This is a genomic window from Fulvimonas sp. R45 (assembly GCF_030504985.1).
Lineage (GTDB): Bacteria > Pseudomonadota > Gammaproteobacteria > Xanthomonadales > Rhodanobacteraceae > Rhodanobacter_A.
Window position 1 is genome coordinate 143,716 of record NZ_JASERU010000003.1, and the last position, 18,554, is coordinate 162,269.

The following is an 18,554-nucleotide window of genomic DNA, read 5'->3' on the forward strand; positions in this document are numbered from 1 at the left end:
ACACCGCATGAACGCAAGAACCCCGGGCCTCGCCATCCTGCTGCTCGTCGCCATGCCGGGGCTTTGCCTCGCCAGGGACAAGACCGTGCACCTGGCCTTCGCCAACGCCGTCGCCGCCGCCACGCAAAGCGGCAAGCTGGACGGCAGCGTGAAGTTCTACCTCGCCGGCACCACGCCGCCCGGCCAGGTCACCGTGGTCAACGACAACGCCACCACCCACAAGAAGACCAATGCTTTCGGCAAGTCCGACCAGGCCACCTGCGACTGGGCGCTGCAGTCGGCGCTGATCAGCCTGCAGGACGCCGCCAAGGCCGCCGGCGCCAACGCGGTGGTGGACATCGTCAGCGTGCAGGACGGCCAGGACTACCGCGACGCGCAGAACTACGAATGCCGCGTGGGCTTCCTGATGTCCGACGTGGCGCTGAAGGCCAGGCTGGCCAAGGTGCACTGAAGTGCGTGCGCCCGCGGACCGGACGGCGATTCGCGGGCGCCGCAATGCGAGACGCCGCTGGTGCGGCGCATCAGGGGAATGCATTAGCGCTGCGCTACCATTGCCCGGCTAAGCCCCGCCCCTTACAGGAGTTCGTGATGCGCCCCTTCCCGCTCGGTGAAGAAATCGACCTGCTGCGCGACACCGTGCACGCCTTCGCGGAGAAGGAGATCGCCCCTCGCGCCACCCAGATCGACCACGACAACCTGTTCCCGGCCGACCTGTGGCGCAAGTTCGGCGAACTGGGCCTGCTCGGCATGACGGTGCCGACCGAGTACGGCGGCACCGGCATGGGCTACCTCGCGCACATGGTGGCGATGGAGGAGATCTCGCGCGCGTCGGGCTCGGTGGGCCTGTCCTACGGCGCGCACTCCAACCTGTGCGTCAACAACATCTTCCACAACGGCAACGAGGAACAGCGGCGGAAATACATCCCGAAGCTGTGCTCGGGCGAGTACGTGGGCGCGCTGGCGATGAGCGAGCCGGGCGCCGGCTCCGACGTGGTCGGCTCGATGAGCTGCAAGGCCGAGCTGCACGGCGACACGTGGGTGGCCAACGGCTCGAAGATGTGGATCACCAACGGCCCCGACGCCGACGTGCTGCTGGTCTACATGCGCACCGCGCCGCGCCCCGCCGGCAGCCGCTGCATGACCGCCTTCATCGTCGAGAAGGGCATGCAGGGCTTCTCCACCGCGCAGAAGCTGGACAAGCTCGGCATGCGCGGCTCGAACACCTGCGAACTGGTGTTCGAGAACTGCGAGATCCCCGCCGCGAACATCGTGGGCGAGGTGAACGAGGGCGTGCGCGTGCTGATGAGCGGCCTGGACACCGAGCGCCTGGTGCTCTCCGGCGGCCCGATCGGCCTGATGCAGGCGGCGCTGGACCTCACCCTGCCCTACGTGCGCGAGCGCAAGCAGTTCAACGCCCCGATCGGTACCTTCGAGATCATGCAGGCCAAGGTGGCCGACATGTACACCGCGCTGCAGTCCTCGCGCGGCTTCGCCTACATGGTGGCGCAGCAGTTCGACGCCGGCATCAAGTCGCGCGTGGACCCGGCCGCCTGCCTGCTCAACGCCTCCACCAACGCGGTGCAGGTGGCGCTGGAGGCGATCCAGTCGCTGGGCGGCAACGGCTACATCAACGAATTCCCCGCCGGCCGCCTGCTGCGCGACGCCAAGCTGTACGAGATCGGCGCCGGCACCAACGAGATCCGGCGCATGCTGATCGGGCGGGAGTTGTTCCACGGCAAGGCGTGAGTTTTCCGGCGACGACCAAGGCGATGACGCGGTTTGCTGCGCTTCGCTTGCTCCAATGCAACCGAACGGCTCCGCCCCTGCCCTGCACTCCATCCCTTTCGACGTCATTCCCGCGGCTCTCGACAGCCGAAGGGCCGGTCAAGCGGGACATTGACGTCGGTGTGCGGTTGTCGCGAAAACCTGCCGCCCCTGCCACTGGATGACCAGACCTTCGTCTGTTGAAAAGCACCTCCGGCCTGCGCCGGAGTGACGATCTCCCGGTCGCACGCCTGCCCAAAGCCCGCCCGCCGACGCCAAAGGCGCCGGGCGGGTATGCATGAGGCGACCGCGCCGGGACTCAGAACGTCCAGCGGTAGCTCAGCGTGGCCTGCTTCGCGTGCAGGTGCTGGGCCATCTCCTGCCGGTAGTCCAGTCCCAGGCTGCTGCGTGGCGTGGCCTGCCAGTCGAGGCCGAGGCCGGCCAGGCCGCCGTAGCGGGACAGGCCGATGCCGCCTACCGGCGCCCACTGCTCGAGGCCGGTGAAACTGGCGTCGAGCACGTCGCCGCGCATGCCGAAGGCGCGTTGCCACTGCAGGCTGGCATGCAGGTCCAGCCGGCTGCCGCCGGGCAGGGTCCAACCGCGCATGGCGCGCAGGCCGGCGCCGGCCTGCCAGCGCTGCACGGTCTGCGCGCCGGCCATCAGGCCGAAGCCGGCGCCGCCCTGCTCGGCGAAGCCGTCCAGGCGCAGCTGCGCGTACTGCAGGTCCAGGTAGGGCGTGAGCCGCCATGCGCCCCGGCCGAAGCGGAAGCCGCTCTCGCCGTAGGCCACGCCGTAGCGGCCGTTGCTGTAGCTGGCCACGCCGGTCGTGGCGGCGCCCAGTTGCAGCATGCGGCGCATGTCCTCGCGGTAGTCGCCCAGGCCGACGCGGCCCATGGCGTACCAGTCGTCATGCACCAGGCCGCCGTAGAGCATGCCTTCCAGCGCATGGCTGCGGCCCTGGTCGACGCTTTCGGCGAGGCGTCCAAGGCCCTGGCTCTGGCCGATGGCGTAGCCGATCACGCCGTTGCTGCCGAGGCGGCCGTCGCTGCCGACCAGGCTGCCGCCGAGGTCGAAGCCCACGGCGCCGTAGCCGCCGCGCGACAGGCTGCCGTGGCCGCCGATGCCCTGCATCCAGCCGCCGACATGGCCGGCCAGCTGCGGCGCGTCGAGCAGCTGGTCGAAGCGTTGGGACAGGGCGCGCGTGCCGGCGTCAATGGCCTCGAACGCCATCGTGGCGCTGGCCGCGTGCAACTGGCCGGACAGGCTTTCCAGCGAGCGCTGCATCACCTCGGTGGACACCGCGTGCTGCAGGCTCGCGGCACCGGCGAGGAAACCGGCGCTGACCGGCGAACCGCTGCCACCGCCCTGCAGCTGGCTGTCGATCTGCTCGAACGCCTGCTGCGTGCGCTGTGCTGCCCCGAAGCTGGCGACGGTGTACGGCAGGCCCTGGATCTGGCTCAGGTTCACCTGCTGCACGTCGAGCCATGCGCTGTTTGCGTCGTAGTTCAGGGTGGCGTTCAACGCCACGCCCGGCGCCGTATCGAGCGCGGTGAAAGTGCCGGTGAGACCGCCCGCGGCATCCAGCACGGGGGTATGCGAACTGACGACATACCCCGAATCGGCGCCGAACACGTACAGGTCGCCGCCGGACAGCGTGGCCTTGCCGCCCACGAATACCGCCGAACCCAGCGAGACCGCCAGCCGGCCGTTGCCCTGCTGCACGTAATTGCCGTCTATCGTGACATTGCCGCCCTGGGCCACCATGACGCCGGCGTTGGTCACGTTGTTGTGGATCGTGAACCCCGTGGGATTCTGGGCCGACGACGCGGACATCAGCGTCCCCTGTGCACCGATGCTGACGGGGCTGTCCAGGGATACCACGGCCAGCGTGCCCCCCTGTACCTGCGTGGCACCCGTATAAGTGTCACCAAGATACAAGTTGAGCGTGCCGTCGCCCTGCTTGATCAGCCCGCCGGCGCCGGAAATCGCATTGCTCCAGGTCGACGTGCCGCTGAAGTCCACCGTGACGTCGCCCCAGTCGAACTTCGCCGGCCCGTTCACCGCCTTGCCCACGTCCAGCTCGCCGTAGCCGAACACCGGGTCGGGGCCGGGCGCGCCGAGGTCGTCGGCGGTGCCGAGCAGGGTCTGCCGCACCAGGTCGTTGCTGAAGTAGGGATAGGCCTGCCATACCAGCGCGGCGGCGCCGGACACCTCGGGCGCCGCGAACGAGGTGCCCTCCACGATGTAGTACTTCGGGTCGGTGGTGCTGGCGGTGGCGGCCTTGTCCAGCACCACCACGTCGCCCGGCGCGGCCAGGCAGTAGTCCATCGCCGTGCCGCACTGGTTGGAATAGCTTTCCAGCTGGGTGGGGTTGTTGCTGTTCACCGCCACCGCCACCAGCCAGCCCTTCTCGAGGTCCGGCGCGAGGCTGGGCAGCGCGGCGATGGTGCTGGGGTTCTTCTGCGAATCGTTGCCCGCGGCGAATACCACCAGGCCGTCGTGGTTCAGCACGAAATCGGCGTAGGCATCGTGGAAGGCCTGGGTCACCGCGGTGTCGCTGGTGCTCCAGGTGATGCCGCCCCACGAGTTGTTCATCACGTTGACGCCGGCCTTGACCAGATCGCCGTTGACCTGGCCGAAGAACTGCGCGTCGCTGACGGTCACCTGCGACGGCGGGGTGGAACCGTTGTCGTCCGGGGCGTCGTCGCTGATGATGCGCGCCGAGACCAGGCTGGCACCCGGGGCGATGCCGCCGGGGTAGTCGCCCCAGGCCGCGCCGGCGGCGATCTCGGACACCCAGGTGCCATGGCCCACCACGTCGTCGACGCTGGTGTTGTTCTGCGACGGGTCGACGTACAGCAGTTCCTGCGTCACCCGCCCGGTGAGGGTCGGGTTGCTGCGCATGATGCCGCTGTCCACCACGCCGATGGTGACGCCGGCGCCGGTATAGCCGGCGTCGTGCGCCGCGTAGGTGTGGGTGAGCGAAAGCTGCGAATCCCACGGCGGCTGCGGCACGCTGCTGCTGGAGGGTGGGCTGGAGGGCGGGCTGGAACCGCTCGGCGAAGACTTGACGCCGCCGCTGCCTCCGCCGCCGCAAGCGCTCAGCGCCATCGCCACCGCCACGAACAGCGCCGCCTCGCGGCAACGCGACAAACCCATGGACCCGCCCATATCCCTCGCCCCGTCTCGATTTCCAGTCTTGAAAACCGTCCGGCAGGCACGCCCGCCGGCTCCCCGCGCCAGTGTGGCACAACCGCATGGCCGCGGATGCCGGCCGTGCCACGGACGTACGCGTCCCCACCCGGTTTGCCGCACCGCGGCAACGACTGCGATAATCCGTCCTCTGTCCCCCGGCCGTCGCGCCCTACCGTTCCTGCGGAGATCCCCATGTCGGACGTCGTCATCGCCGGTGCCAAGCGCACCGCCATCGGTTCCTTCCTCGGCCAGTTCGCCGGCGTGCCCACGCCGAAGCTGGGCGCCACCGCCATCCGCGCCGCGCTGGAACAGTCCGGCGTGTCCGCCGCCGACGTCAGCGAGGTGATCATGGGCTGCGTGCTGCCGGCCAACCTGGGCCAGGCACCGGCGCGCCAGGCCGCGCTGGAAGCCGGCCTGCCGGTGGGCACCGGCTGCACCACCATCAACAAGGTCTGCGGCTCGGGCATGAAGGCGCTGATGCTGGGCCACGACCTGATCAAGGCCGGCTCGGCCTCGGTGGTGGTCGCCGGCGGCATGGAATCGATGACCAACGCGCCGCACATGGTCGCCGCCCGCGCCGGCATCCGCTACGGCGACGGCAAGCTGGTCGACCACATGGCCTGGGACGGCCTGACCAATCCCTACGACGGCAAGGCGATGGGTGTGTTCGGCGAGCTGTGCGCCGACAAGTTCCACTTCACCCGCGAGGAGCAGGACGCCTACGCCATCGAGTCGGTCAAGCGGGCCCAGGCCGCGCAGCAGTCCGGCGCGTTCGCCGGCGAGATCGTCCCCGTCACCGTGGCCGGCCGCAAGGGCGATGTTGTGGTGGATACCGACGAACAGCCCGGCCGCTCCGACATCGGCAAGATCCCCAGCCTCAAGCCCGCCTTCCGCAAGGAGAACGGCACCATCACCGCGGCCAGCTCGTCCAGCATTTCCGACGGCGCCGCCGCGCTGGTGCTGCTGTCGGCCGACGACGCCAGGGCGCGCGGCGTGCGGCCGCTGGCCCGCGTGGTGGCCCACGCCACCCATTCGCAGGAGCCGGAATGGTTCACCACCGCGCCGGTCGCCGCGATCCGGAAGGTGCTGGACAAGGCCGGCTGGAAGGTGGAGGACGTGGACCTGTTCGAGGTCAACGAAGCCTTCGCGGTGGTCGCCATGGCGCCGATGAGGGAGCTCGGCATCCCGCACGACCGGCTCAACGTCAACGGTGGCGCCTGCGCGCTGGGCCACCCCATCGGCGCCAGCGGCGCGCGCATCGTCGTCACCCTGCTCAATGCCCTGGAGCGGCGCGGCCTCAGGCGCGGCGTGGCGGCACTGTGCATCGGCGGCGGCGAGGCCACCGCGGTGGCGGTGGAGCGGCTGGACTGACGCCGCCGTCGGGGCCGCGTCCCTGGCGCGGCTCCGCCCGGCCGATCAGGGACTTGCGTCGCCGGCCCGGCTGCATCGACATCGTCATGGGCGCGCAAAACCCCGTACACACGTGCTTGCCATTTGTGAAAGCCGGCTAACCACGTTTTTAATGCGCACTGAAACGCGTAATGAAACGTGTGGCGCGTCGTCGACGAAAGCGCTTTAATGATCCGGCCATCCGGCATTCCACGGCTAAGGAGATCCACCATGAAATCCACGCGTATCCTTCTCGCCTCTGCGCTCGTCGCGCTGCTGGCGGCTTGCAGCAACGGCGCGCAGAATTCCGCGCAGGATGCCCAGAAGTCGGCCGACCAGGCCCAGCAGGCCGCCGATCAGGCGCAGCAGTCTGCCGCCCAGGCGCCCAGCACCGCCACCCAGCAGGCTGCCGACCAGGCCCAGTCCGCCGCCGCCGCCGCCGGCCAGGCTGCCGACCAGGCCCAGCAGGCCGCCGCCGCCGCGTCCGCTCCGGCCGCCGCCGGCACCTCGGCTTCCGACTCCATGAAGAGCGCCGCCTCCAACGCTGCCGACGCCGCCAAGAACGCCGCCGACTCCGCCAAGGACGCCGCCGGCAAGGCGAAGGATGCCGCCGACAAGGCCAAGGACGCGATGAAGGGTCACTGATCCCTCGTTTCGCATCCGGAAAACCGGCCGCCCCGCGCGGCCGGTTTTTTTATGCGAGGGAAATGGATTTCCGGACCGGCACCGCACCCCGTTATCATCCGGGGTTTGTTTAACCGCGGCAGCCCGACCATGAGCATCCTCGTCTCGCAGATCGATTCCCGCTCGCCCGAATTCCAGGCCGGCAGCGCGCAGCTTCGCGCGCTGGCCGACGACCTGCGCCGCGAACTGGCGCGCAGTGCCGAAGGCGGCGGCGCCAAGGCCCGCGAGAAGCACGTGGCGCGCGGCAAGCTGCTGCCGCGCGAGCGCATCCGCGCCCTGCTCGACCCCGGCTCGCCGTTCCTGGAACTCTCGCCGCTCGCCGCGCATGGCATGTACGACGATGCCGCGCCAGGCGCCGGCCTCGTCACCGGCATCGGCCGCGTGCACGGCATCGAGGTGGTGGTGGTCGCCAACGACGCCACGGTGAAGGGTGGCACCTACTTCCCGATGACGGTGAAGAAGCACCTGCGCGCGCAGGAAGTGGCGCTGGAAAACCGCCTGCCCTGCATCTACCTGGTCGATTCCGGCGGCGCCTTCCTGCCCCTGCAGGACGAGGTGTTCCCGGACAAGGAACACTTCGGCCGCATCTTCTACAACCAGGCGCGCATGTCCTCGCTCGGCATCCCGCAGATCGCGGTGGTGATGGGCTCGTGCACCGCCGGCGGCGCCTACGTGCCGGCGATGAGCGATGAGACCATCATCGTGCGCGAGCAGGGCACCATCTTCCTCGGCGGCCCGCCGCTGGTGAAGGCCGCCACCGGCGAGGTGGTGGACGCCGAGACGCTGGGTGGCGCGGACGTCCATACGTCCATCTCCGGCGTGGCCGACCACTACGCCGAGAACGACACCCACGCGCTGTCCATCGCGCGCGACATCGTCGCCAGCCTCAACCGCAAGAAGCAGGTGCCGCTGGCGCTGCGCGAGCCGGCCGAGCCGAAGTACCCCGCCGAGGAACTGTACGGCGTGATCCCGCAGGACACGCGCCGCCCGTTCGACATCCGCGAGGTGATCGCGCGCATCGTCGACGGCTCCGAGTTCCACGAGTTCAAGGCGCGCTACGGCAAGACCCTGGTCTGCGGCTTCGCGCACATCCACGGCTACCCGGTGGGCATCGTCGCCAACAACGGCATCCTGTTCGCCGAGAACGCGCTCAAGGGCGCGCATTTCATCGAGCTGTGCAATCAGCGCAACGTGCCGCTGGTGTTCCTGCAGAACATCACCGGCTTCATGGTCGGCAAGAAGTACGAGCAGGCCGGCATCGCCAAGGACGGCGCCAAGATGGTCACCGCGGTGGCCTGCTCGCACGTGCCGAAGTTCACCGTGGTGATCGGCGGCAGCTTCGGCGCCGGCAACTACGCCATGTGCGGCCGCGCCTACGGCGCGCGCTTCCTGTGGATGTGGCCGAACGCGCGGATCAGCGTGATGGGCGGCGAGCAGGCGGCGTCGGTGCTGGCCACGGTGAAGCGCGACGGCCTCGAAGCCGCCGGCAAGCCGTGGAGCGCCGAAGAGGAAGACGCCTTCAAGGCGCCGATCCGCGAGCAGTACGAACGCCAGGGTCACCCCTACTACGCCAGCGCCCGGCTGTGGGACGACGGCATCATCGACCCGGCCGATACCCGCCGCGTGCTGGGGCTGGCGATCTCCGCCTCGATGAACGCGCCGATCGAGCCGCAGCGCTACGGCGTGTTCCGCATGTAATCCCGCGCCACGGCACGCCAAGGGGAAGTCTTCACGTTCCACAGGGGGAACACCGGGATGATCGTAGGCATTGATCTGGGCACGACCCATTCGCTCGTCGGCTGCTACGACGGGCAGGGTCCGCGCCTGTTCGCCAATCCGCTCGGCAGCCTGCTCACGCCGTCCGTGGTGGGCATCGACGGCGACGGGCACATGCTGGTCGGCCAGGCCGCGCGCGACCGCATGGTCAGCCACCCGGCGCAGGCGGTGGCCGCCTTCAAGCGCTGGATGGGCAGCGCGCGCGAGACCCGGCTGGGCGAACGCCTGTTCCGCCCCGAGGAGCTTTCCGCGCTGGTCCTGCGCGCCTTGCTGGCCGATGCCGAAGCCGCGCTGGGCGAGCGGGTGCACGAGGCGGTCATCAGCGTGCCGGCCTATTTCTCCGACGCCCAGCGCAAGGCCACCCGCGCCGCCGGCGAGCTGGCCGGCATCCGGGTCGAACGGCTCATCAACGAGCCCACCGCCGCGGCGCTGGCCTACGGCCTGCAGGACCGTCCCGACGGCTCGCGCTTCGTGGTCATCGACCTGGGCGGCGGCACCTTCGACGTCTCCGTGCTGGAGATGTTCGACGGCGTGGTCGAGGTGCACGCCAGCGCCGGCGACAACTTCCTCGGCGGCGAGGACTTCCTCGACGCGCTGCAGGCCGCCTGCCTCGCCGACCTGGGCATCGAGGCGGCGCAGCTGCCCGCCCCGCAGCGCGGACAGTTGCGCCGCTGGCTGGAGGCCGCCAAGTGCGAGCTGAGCCAGCAGCCGGAGGTGCACGTCGCCGGCCGGCTCGGCGAACAGCCGGTGGATTGGCGCATCGACCAGGAGCGCTTCGCGCGGCTGGCCGAGCCCCTCGTGCAGCGCATGCGTGCGCCGCTGGAGCGCGCCATGCGCGACGCGCGGCTGCAGGTCGAGCAGATCGACGACATCGTGCTGGTCGGCGGCGCCAGCCGCATGCCGGTGATCGCGCGCATGGTCTCGCGCATGTTCGGCCGCCTGCCGCTGCGGCACGTGCATCCCGACGAGGCCATCGCGCTCGGCGCCTGCGTGGCGGCGGGCCTGAAGGCGCGCGACCGGCGCCTGGACGAAGTCATCCTCACCGACGTCTGCCCCTACACGCTGGGCACCGAGGTCGCGCGCCGCGACGAGCGCGGGCAACTGCTGCCGGGCTTCTTCCACCCGATCATCCAGCGCAACAGCGTCGTGCCGGTGAGCCGCGAGGAATCCTTCTGGCCGGTCCAGGAACAGCAGACGCAGCTGAGCCTGGAGGTCTACCAGGGCGAAAGCCCGATGGTGGCGAACAACATCAAGCTCGGTGAGCTGGCGCTGAAGATCGACCCGCGCCTGCCGCTGGCGAAGAACGAGGTGAAGGTGCGCTTCACCTACGACACCAACGGCGTGCTGCAGGTGGAGGCCACCACCTGTGCCACCGGCCAGCGCCACGAGCTGGTGCTGGAGCAGAACCCAGGGGTGCTGGACCCGCAGCAGATCCGCCAGCGGCTGGCGGCCCTGGCCGCGCTGAAGGTCCATCCGCGCGAGCGGCAGGAAAACATCGCCCTGCTCGCCCGCGCCGAGCGCCTGTACGAGGAACACCTGCCTGCGCGCGAGCAGCTGCAGGCCTGGATCGCGCGCTTCCGCGCCGCGGTGGAGACGCAGGACGACGCGCTGATCCGCCAGCATCGCCGCGACTTCGAGCGCGCCCTGGACACGCTGGAGCCGGCCTGATGTCGCCGCTGGAGTGGCTGGGCCTGGGCGCCGACGCCGACGCCGACGAGCGCATGGTCAAGCGCGCCTACGCCCAGCGCCTGCGCACCACGCGACCCGAGGACGATCCCGAGGGCTTCCAGCAGCTGCATGCGATCTACCAGGCGGCCCTGGCGCAATGCCGGCGCGCGCCGGCACCGGCCACGGCGCGAAGCACGCCACCGCCCGCGCTTGCCACGCCTGCGCCGCCGCGCGCGCCGGCGGACGTGGCGGCGACGACGCCCTTCGATCCCGACGGCTTTTCCACCGAGGCGATCCGGCAGGCCACCGCCGGCGACGCCAGTGCGCTGCAGGCCTGGCTCGTCGCCCAGCCCGCGCTGTGGTCGCTGCAGGCAAAGGCACGGGCCGGGCAGCACCTGTTCGCCCAGCTCCACCGCCAGGCGCCGCCGCTGCCGCCGGACGGCCTGGCCGTGCTGCTGCGCTTCTTCGACATGGACAACGTGCTGGCCGGCCACGACCCGGTGGCGTTGCAGCGACTGCAGCGACGGATGCAACTGGCGTGGGAACTGCAGCCGGCGCACCACGGCGCGCTGGCGCGCCGCCTCGAGACGAATCCGCACACGCTGCAGCGCTGGCTGCGACAGCTGTCGCGGCCGTTCCAGGCGCGCCAAGTGGCGCTGGTCGGCCTGATCCCGGAAGCCAGCGCCGACATGGCCCGATTCATTTCGCGGCTGACCGGCGACCACCCGGAGGACCTGCCGCCATCGGTCGACCTGCGCCAGGCGCGCTTCTGGCCGGAAGCCGCGGCGCGCGGCCAGGTCAACCGGGCGCGGCTGCTGATCGGCGGCACGCGTTGCGCCGCCGCGCTGCTGCTCGCCGTGCTGGTGGGCGCGCTGCTCGGCAAGCTCGCCCCCACGCCGCCGGCGACGTTCTCCTTCCTCGTGATGGCGTGGGTCGTCGGCATGGCCGCCGTGCCCTGCCTGATCTGGGCAGCGTGGATGGCCTGGCTTCCGTTCGAGCACTGGCATGCCCGGCCGGAATGGCTGCCGGCGCGCTGGCCGTGGCTGAACCTGCTGCTGGTGCCACTGCTCTGCGCGATCGGGCTGGGCGGCTGGCTGGGCACGCATCACCATCCGGCGGCGCTGGTTCCGGTGGGGCTCGCCCTGTGGCTGGCGTTCCGCCGCCTCCTGCTGCGCAGCCGCGGCGGGCTGGCGCGCATCGCCCCGCGACTGATCTGGTTCGCCCTCTTCCTCGCCTATCCCCTGTCTAACGCCTTCCACGCCAGCCTGCCGGACGACCTTCACGTGGACGACGCATGGGTCTTCGCCGGGGTGGCCCTGCTGCTGTGGGGACTGGACCTGTGGCGGCACCGCGGCTGCCTGCGGATAAGCGGGCGGGCGGCCTGAACCGAGCGACGCCCGGCAACCCGTGTCAGCCGGGCGCGCTGTCCAGCAGCTTGCGGATCGGCCCCAGCACCGCTTTCAGGGTGACGAAGCGCGCGACCACGTCGCGCACCGCCGCCAGTGCGGGGCTGCGGCGGCACATCAGCTTCGTCAATGCACGCGAATTGTCCTGCGCCGCCTCCACCCGCGGGCGCTGGGCGTGCTCGTAGTCGCGCAGCGCCGCGGCCACGCTGGCGGCGTCGGTGGCCAGCAGCCGCCGCGCCAGCACGCCGGCCGATTCCATCGCCATGCCGGCGCCGATGCCCGCGGTAGGCACGAAGCCGGCCGCCGCGTCACCCAGCAGCACGGCGCGATCCACCGCCCAGGTCGCGCTGCGGCAGTCGGTGAGCGGCCAGTAATACGGCGTCGCCTGGCTTTCCGCCACCGCGTCCAGCGCACGCAGCAGCCAGTCGTCGGCGTGCCGCAGTTGGCGGCGGATGTGCGCCGCGAAGGCCTGCGGGCCGGCGCGGGTGTCGTCGCGGTGGCCGCCCACGAACACGCCGGCGCGGCCGAGCACCGGATAGACGCCCACGAAGAAGTCGCTGCCCCAGATTTCGTCGCCGCGCTCGGCATGTGCGGCGTCGCTGTCCATCCATGCCACCCAGCCGCCCCAGCCGCAGTCGAAGGTGGATACCTGTTCCGCCGGCAGCAGCAGCCCGCGGCTGGCCGAGTGCAGGCCGTCGGCCAGCACCACCGCGTCGAACGCGCCTTCCAGCGTGGCGTCGCCCTCGCGCAGCACGACATGTGCCGCTTCCGGCGTCTGCCGCAGCGACTGCAGCGTGCTCGCATAGCTCACCGCGGCGCCACCTTCGGCCAGCGCCTGCATCAGCTCGCCGCGGGCGATGCCGCGGTATTCGCCGTAGCGGCTGAGCAGGCTGTCGATGGCGTATCCGCGCAGGCGCTGGCCGTGCCGCCCGTGCAGCACGTAGCGGTGGAAGCGCACGCTGCGCGCGCGGTAGGCCTCCCGCGCGCCAGCCAGCCGCAACGCCGGCTCGGCCAGCGGCATCAGCGCCAGCATGTAGCCGCTGTCGGCGTGGTCGTCGGCGCGTTCCAGCAGCACCGGGTGCAGGCCGCCGGCACGCAGCGCCTGGGCCAGGGTGAGGCCGGCCACGCCGGCGCCGACGACCAGCACGCGCAGGCGATCGCCCTGTGCGTGCGCGAGTTGTTCTTCCAGCGGGGTGGCGACGAACATGTTCCGCTCCAATTGGACCGGTTGGTCCACAGCCCATCCTCGCATGTCGTGGACCACCTGGTCCAGTCCCGCTACGCTACCGCGATGAACACGACAACCCCGTCTTCACCACGCGAACACGTGCTGCTGGCCGCGGCCGCGCGCGAGTTCGCCACGTCCGGCTACGAACGCGCCTCGCTGAATGCGGTGATCCGCGCCTGCGGCATGAGCAAGAGTTCGTTCTACCACCGCTTCGATTCCAAGCAGGCGCTGTTCGACCGCGTGGTGGACGAGGCCGCCGCCCTGCTGGCGCACGACCTGGCCGCCCCCGAACCGGTGGAACTCGCGGGTCCGGATTTCTGGCCGCGCCTGGACGCCTTCGTGGCGCGCGCGGTGCCGGCGCTGGCGGAACCGGCGTGGTACACCGCCCTCGGCAAACTGTTCTACCTGCCCGACGTGCCGGCCGGGCGCAGCCCCGCGATGCGCCGCCTGCTCGACGGAGTGGACCGCTGGGTGCAGGCCGTGCTGAAGGCCGGCCGCGCCTGCGGCGCGGTCCGCGACGACCTGCCCGCCAGCCTCCAGGCCGAACTGGCCTTCGCCCTGCTGCAGGCGATGGACCGCTGGTCGGTGGCGCACATGGATGCGATGAAGCCCGCGCAGCGGCGGCGCATCGCGGGACAACAGCTGGCCCTGCTGCGGCGCCTGCTGGCGCCGTGAAGGCGCTGCTCAGAGCCTGTTCAAAATCTCCCCGTGTCCCGCGCCGGGAGCTGTTTGCGCGCAGACCAAGGAAGAGCGAAGGAGTGGACGTCCGTCCACGACTGAGCGATGACGCGGGGATGCGGGCCAACAGACCCGGCCCTCCGGGTTGCCTTGCCCTGGCCGCCATGCGGCAGCGCGCGGCTGGACCCCTGCCTTCGCAGGGGCAGGCTCTGCCAGCCAGCCAGCCAGGCAGGCGCTGCGCCACGCACTCCCACCGGGCGGCCAGGGCAAGGCAACACGAGCTACGGGGAGATCTTGAACAGGCTCTCAGTGCGAGCGGGGACGGAAGTGCAGCGGCATCGGTTCCACCGCCATGCGCGCCTGTCCGGACGGACCGGCGCCACGCGATGCGCTCGCGCCTGGCGTGGCCCCGACCGGCTTTTTTGGCCCGCAGGCGCCGCAGGTGTCGCAGCCGTCGGCACAGTTGCCGGTGGCCTGCTTCGGCTGCAGCCGGCGCGCGAGCGCCCGGGCGAAACGCGAGTCGCGCCGCGCCAGCCGGATCGACGCCGCCGCCAGCCAGCGGCTGGTGAGCCGCGGCGCCAGCTTGCGGAACGCCACCAGCGCGCTGGCCGCCACGGCCAGGCCGACCGCCACGTACTGGACCAGCAGCCCGGCGCTCATGTCAGCCACGTCGCGATGTGGTAGGTGAGCAGCGAGGCGACGTAGGCCATCGCGAACATGTAGCCGAACGAGACCGCCACGTTGCGCCAGGAATCGGTCTCGCGCTTGATCACCGCCAGCGTGGACATGCACTGCGGCGCGTAGGCGAACCACACCAGCAGCGACAGCGCGCTGGCCAGCGGCACCTGCGCCGCCAGCGCCGGCGCCAGCGCGCCCGCGTCGCCGCCCACCGCGTACACCGTGGCCAGCGCGGCCACCGCGGTCTCGCGGGCGGCGAAGGCCGGGATCAGCGCCAGGCTCATCTGCCAGTTGAAGCCGAGCGGCGCGAACAGGTGCGCCAGGCCGCGGCCCAGGTAGCCGGCGAAGCTGTAGTCGATGGCCGGCCCGGGGGCGCCCGCGGGCGGCGCGGGGAAGCTGGACAGCGCCCACATCAGCACGGTCAGCGCGAGGATCACGCCGGTCAGCCGCTTGACGAAGATCATGCCGCGCTCGTACAGGCCGATGCCCACGTCGCGCGCCTTGGGCAGGCGGTAGGACGGCAGTTCCATCAGCAGCGCGTGCTCGCCCTGGTCGCCGCGGATGCGCTTCATCACCCAGCCCACCAGCATCGCGCCGAGGATGCCCGCGGCGTACAGCGCGAACAGCACCACGCCCTGCAGGTTGAACACGCCGAGCACCGCGCGCGACGGGATGAAGGCGCCGATCAGCAGCGCGTACACCGGCAGGCGCGCCGAGCAGGTCATCAGCGGCGCGACCAGGATGGTGGCGAGGCGGTCGCGCGGGTCGGTGATCGAGCGCGTGCCCATGATGCCGGGGATGGCGCAGGCGAAGCTGGACAGCAGCGGGATGAACGAGCGCCCGGTCAGCCCCACCGACACCATCAGCCGGTCCAGCAGGAAGGCCGCGCGCGGCAGGTAGCCGGATTCCTCCAGCACCAGGATGAAGAAGAACAGCACCAGGATCTCGGGCAGGAAGCCCAGCACGGTGCCGAGGCCGGTGCAGATGCCGTCGGTGACCAGCCCCTGCAGCGGACCGGCCGGCAGCCAGACGGACAGGTGCGCGCCCAGCCAGTCGAAGCCGTCGCCGATGGCATCGGTCATCGGCTTGCCCACCGAGTACACCGCCTGGAACACCAGGAACATCACCACCGCGAGGATGGCCAGGCCGAACACCGGGTGCAGCGCCCAGCGATCCAGCGCGTCGTCGACGCGGTCGGTGGCGCGCGGCATGGTCACCGTGGCGGCCATCAGTTCGCGCACCCGTGCGTGCAGGCCGGCGCGGCTGGCGGGGTCGTCCGGCTGCGCCGGCGCCGGCGCGGGCAACTCGCCGTCCACCCGCTCCACCAGCGCGCGGGCGCCGCCGCGCCGCACCGCCACGGTCTCCACCACCGGCAGGCCCAGCCGGCGCGACAGCTCCGGCACGTCGACGACGACGCCGCGTCGCCGCGCCGCGTCCATCATGTTCAGCGCCAGCACCACCGGCCGGCCCAGCCGCTGCACTTCCAGCACGAAGCGCAGGTGCAGGCGCAGGTTGGTGGCGTCGGCCACGCAGACGATCAGGTCGGGCGGCGCCTCGCCGGGGTAGTTGCCCTCCAGCACGTCGCGCGTGATGCGCTCGTCGGGGCTCACCGCGTCGAAGCTGTAGGCGCCGGGCAGGTCGAGGATCTGCAGCGTGCGGCCGGAGGGCGCCACGAAGCGCCCTTCCTTGCGCTCGATGGTGACGCCGGCGTAGTTCGCCACCTTCTGCCGCCCGCCGGTAAGCAGGTTGAACAGCGCAGTCTTGCCGCAGTTGGGGTTGCCCACCAGGGCGATGCGCAGCGTGGACGCGCTCATGCCGCCGCCTCCGCGACCTCGACCCGCGCGGCTTCGCCGCGGCGCAGCGCGAACCGGGTGGAACCGATCTGGATCAGCAGCGGATCGCCGCCCATCGGCCCGCGCGCGACCACGCGCACCGGCTCGCCCGGGACGAAACCCAGGTCGCGCAGGCGCTGCGCGATGGCATCGGCAGCATGGGCGTCATCGACTCGTTCGACCACGGCAGGCGCACCTTTCGGCAAGTCGGTCAGGCGCACGGGCACCACACTTCAAATAAGAATTGTTCGCATTGTAATCCTTTCGACACCGGTATGCAGCCCTGCGTCGTTTTGCGCAAAGCTGCAGGCGGCAGGTCCTCTGCCCGTCATTCCGGCGCAGGCCGGAGGTGCTTTTCAACAGACGAAGGGCTGGTCATCCAGTGACGTCGGTGCATGCTTGTCGCGAAAACCCATCGCTCTCGCTGCTGGATTCCGGCCTGCGCCGGAATGGCGAGCGGGCCCTAGAATGGGCGCCTCCCGACCCTGCGGAACCCGCGAATGACCGCCATACGGATCACCGACCGCGCCGGCGTGCGCGAACTCGCCCTGGACCGGCCCGAAGTGCACAACGCCTTCGACGACGCGCTGATCGCCGAGCTGGCCGCCGCGATCGAGGCCGCCGGCCACGACCCGGCGGTGCGCGCGCTGGTGCTCACCGGCGCGGGCGCCAGCTTCTCCGCCGGCGCGGACCTGAACTGGATGCGCGGCATGGCCGGCGCCAGCGAGGCGGAGAACCGCGCCGACTCGCTGCGCCTGGCGCGGCTGATGCGCAGCCTGCAGTTCTGCCCCAAGCCCACCGTGGCGCGCGTCAACGGCGCGGCCTACGGCGGCGGCGTGGGCCTGGTCGCCTGCTGCGACATCGCCATCGGCGCGGACACGGCGAAGTTCGGCCTCACTGAAGTGAAGCTCGGCCTGGTGCCGGCGGTGATCTCGCCCTATGTGGTCGCCGCCATCGGCCTGCGCCAGGCGCGCCGGCTGTTCCTCACCGGCGAGGTGTTCGACGCCGCCGAGGCGCGGCACATCGGCCTGCTGCACCAGGTGGTCGCGCCCGGGGCGCTGGACGAGGCGGTGGCCGCCACGCTGAAGCTGCTGGCCAAGGCCGGTCCGCTGGCGCAGCACGAGGCCAAGCGCCTGGCCTGCCGCGTCGCCGGGCTGGACGAGCACGCCGCCGAACGCACCGATCACCATAACGCCGAGCTGATCGCCCGCCTGCGCGTGTCGCCGGAAGGCCAGGAAGGGCTCGCCGCCTTCCTCGACAAGCGCGCACCGGCGTGGGTATCCCGCTGAAGCCACCACCAAGGAGACAGATCATGCTCGATCACCTCGGCCTTCCGGTTTCCGACTACGAACACAGCAAGGCGTTCTACCTGCAGGCGCTGGCCCCGCTGGGCGCGGGCCTGGTGCTGGAGGTGGGCGCGGACCTGACCGGCGACCGCTCGCATGCCGGTTTCGGCCGCGACGGCAAGCCGTCGCTGTGGATCGGCGAGGCGCCCGCCCGCGCGAGGATGCACGTCGCCCTCGTCGCGGACGACCGCGCCGCCGTGGACGCCTTCCATCGCGCCGCGCTCGCCGCCGGCGGCACCGACAACGGCGGGCCCGGCCTGCGCCCGCACTACCATCCGCACTACTACGCGGCCTTCGTGCTCGATCCCGACGGCCACAACATCGAGGCCGTCTGCCACCGTCCCGCCTGATCCGCCGCACGCCGTGGCGTGCCACGAGGATCCACCATGCCCCACCCCGTGCTCAACCTCGATGACGTCGTGATCCAGACCGCCACGCCCGCCGGCGCCCCGCAGGGCGCCACCGCCGAACGCTACGACCTGCGCTGGGGCGAGATCGCCAGCCGCATCGGCGCGCGCAAGCTCGGCTATAACCTCACCGTGGTGGCGCCGGGCAAGCGCGCCTGCCCGTTCCATAGCCACCGCAACGACGAGGAAATGTTCTTCATCCTCGAAGGCGCGGGCGAGCTGCGCTACGGCGAGGCGCGGCATCCGCTGCGCCCGGGCGACGTGGTCGCCTGCCCGCCCGGCGGCCCGGAGACCGCGCACCAGATCATCAACACCGGCGCGACGGAACTGCGCTACCTGGCGGTGAGCACGATGGAGCCGGTGGAGATCTGCGAGTACCCGGACTCGGGCAAGTTCGGCGCGTTCGCCGACGGCATGCCGGGCGCGGACAACCAGCCGCCGCGCTTCCGCCACCTCGGCCGCGCCGGCGACGCGCGCGACTACTGGGAAGGCGAATAGCCCC

General features: G+C 71.1%; 16 protein-coding genes. 11 read left to right on the forward strand and 5 right to left on the reverse strand.

What is annotated here, in order from left to right; genetic code table 11:
* Window positions 1–7 precede the first annotated feature (7 nt).
* Both QMK61_RS03740 and QMK61_RS03745 read left to right on the forward strand, forming a co-directional pair.
* Window positions 8–451 (forward strand): excinuclease, encoded by a 444-nt coding sequence (locus QMK61_RS03740; RefSeq protein ID WP_302070515.1) that lies wholly within the window; start codon window positions 8–10, stop codon window positions 449–451.
* 137 nt (window positions 452–588) lie between these two features.
* Window positions 589–1,746 (forward strand): isovaleryl-CoA dehydrogenase, encoded by a 1,158-nt coding sequence (locus QMK61_RS03745; RefSeq protein WP_302070516.1) that lies wholly within the window; start codon window positions 589–591, stop codon window positions 1,744–1,746.
* Between the two features lie 337 nt (window positions 1,747–2,083).
* Here the strand turns inward: QMK61_RS03745 and QMK61_RS03750 are convergent, their stop codons facing one another.
* Window positions 2,084–4,924, reverse strand: a complete 2,841-nt coding sequence (locus QMK61_RS03750) for an autotransporter serine protease (protein WP_302070517.1) — start codon at window positions 4,922–4,924, stop codon at window positions 2,084–2,086.
* Between the two features lie 228 nt (window positions 4,925–5,152).
* Between QMK61_RS03750 and QMK61_RS03755 the strand changes: the two genes are divergently transcribed.
* The 5 genes from QMK61_RS03755 (at window position 5,153) to QMK61_RS03775 (ending at window position 11,862) form a co-directional block, all read left to right on the forward strand.
* Window positions 5,153–6,331, forward strand: a complete 1,179-nt coding sequence (locus QMK61_RS03755) for an acetyl-CoA C-acyltransferase (protein ID WP_302070519.1) — start codon at window positions 5,153–5,155, stop codon at window positions 6,329–6,331.
* Window positions 6,332–6,580: 249 nt separating this feature from the next.
* Complete coding sequence (locus QMK61_RS03760; protein WP_302070520.1) at window positions 6,581–6,994, forward strand: hypothetical protein; 414 nt, start codon at window positions 6,581–6,583, stop codon at window positions 6,992–6,994.
* Between the two features lie 129 nt (window positions 6,995–7,123).
* On the forward strand, window positions 7,124–8,731 hold the full coding sequence (locus QMK61_RS03765; protein ID WP_302070521.1) for a carboxyl transferase domain-containing protein: 1,608 nt from the start codon (window positions 7,124–7,126) through the stop codon (window positions 8,729–8,731).
* Between the two features lie 57 nt (window positions 8,732–8,788).
* Window positions 8,789–10,477, forward strand: a complete 1,689-nt coding sequence (locus tag QMK61_RS03770) for a molecular chaperone HscC (RefSeq protein WP_302070522.1) — start codon at window positions 8,789–8,791, stop codon at window positions 10,475–10,477.
* Window positions 10,477–11,862, forward strand: coding sequence for a J domain-containing protein (locus QMK61_RS03775; protein WP_302070523.1), 1,386 nt, complete (start codon window positions 10,477–10,479; stop codon window positions 11,860–11,862). Before QMK61_RS03770 ends, QMK61_RS03775 begins: the two co-directional genes overlap by 1 nt.
* Window positions 11,863–11,887: 25 nt before the next feature.
* Here the strand turns inward: QMK61_RS03775 and QMK61_RS03780 are convergent, their stop codons facing one another.
* Complete coding sequence (locus tag QMK61_RS03780) at window positions 11,888–13,090, reverse strand: NAD(P)/FAD-dependent oxidoreductase (RefSeq protein WP_302070524.1); 1,203 nt, start codon at window positions 13,088–13,090, stop codon at window positions 11,888–11,890.
* Window positions 13,091–13,174: 84 nt separating this feature from the next.
* On the opposite strand from QMK61_RS03780, the gene QMK61_RS03785 reads away from it, so the two are divergent.
* Window positions 13,175–13,786, forward strand: a complete 612-nt coding sequence (locus QMK61_RS03785) for a TetR/AcrR family transcriptional regulator (RefSeq protein ID WP_302070525.1) — start codon at window positions 13,175–13,177, stop codon at window positions 13,784–13,786.
* A gap of 309 nt (window positions 13,787–14,095) precedes the next feature.
* Here the strand turns inward: QMK61_RS03785 and QMK61_RS03790 are convergent, their stop codons facing one another.
* From QMK61_RS03790 to QMK61_RS03800, 3 genes are read right to left on the reverse strand one after another with little or no spacing between them, the layout of a single operon-like run.
* Entirely contained in the window at window positions 14,096–14,449 is a 354-nt protein-coding gene (locus QMK61_RS03790; RefSeq protein WP_302070526.1) for a DUF6587 family protein, read from the reverse strand.
* On the reverse strand, window positions 14,446–16,281 hold the full coding sequence (locus tag QMK61_RS03795) for a ferrous iron transporter B (RefSeq protein WP_302070527.1): 1,836 nt from the start codon (window positions 16,279–16,281) through the stop codon (window positions 14,446–14,448). The genes QMK61_RS03790 and QMK61_RS03795 overlap by 4 nt, the downstream gene beginning before the upstream one ends.
* Window positions 16,278–16,520, reverse strand: a complete 243-nt coding sequence (locus QMK61_RS03800; protein ID WP_302070528.1) for a FeoA family protein — start codon at window positions 16,518–16,520, stop codon at window positions 16,278–16,280. The genes QMK61_RS03795 and QMK61_RS03800 overlap by 4 nt, the downstream gene beginning before the upstream one ends.
* Before the next feature lie 279 nt (window positions 16,521–16,799).
* Between QMK61_RS03800 and QMK61_RS03805 the strand changes: the two genes are divergently transcribed.
* The 3 genes from QMK61_RS03805 to QMK61_RS03815 are packed head-to-tail and all read left to right on the forward strand — an operon-like array spanning window position 16,800 to window position 18,550.
* On the forward strand, window positions 16,800–17,588 hold the full coding sequence (locus tag QMK61_RS03805; RefSeq protein ID WP_302070530.1) for an enoyl-CoA hydratase-related protein: 789 nt from the start codon (window positions 16,800–16,802) through the stop codon (window positions 17,586–17,588).
* A 23-nt stretch (window positions 17,589–17,611) separates the two neighbouring features.
* Window positions 17,612–17,995, forward strand: coding sequence for a VOC family protein (locus QMK61_RS03810; RefSeq protein WP_302070531.1), 384 nt, complete (start codon window positions 17,612–17,614; stop codon window positions 17,993–17,995).
* A 36-nt stretch (window positions 17,996–18,031) separates the two neighbouring features.
* On the forward strand, window positions 18,032–18,550 hold the full coding sequence (locus QMK61_RS03815) for a cupin domain-containing protein (RefSeq protein WP_302070532.1): 519 nt from the start codon (window positions 18,032–18,034) through the stop codon (window positions 18,548–18,550).
* Window positions 18,551–18,554: the final 4 nt, after the last annotated feature.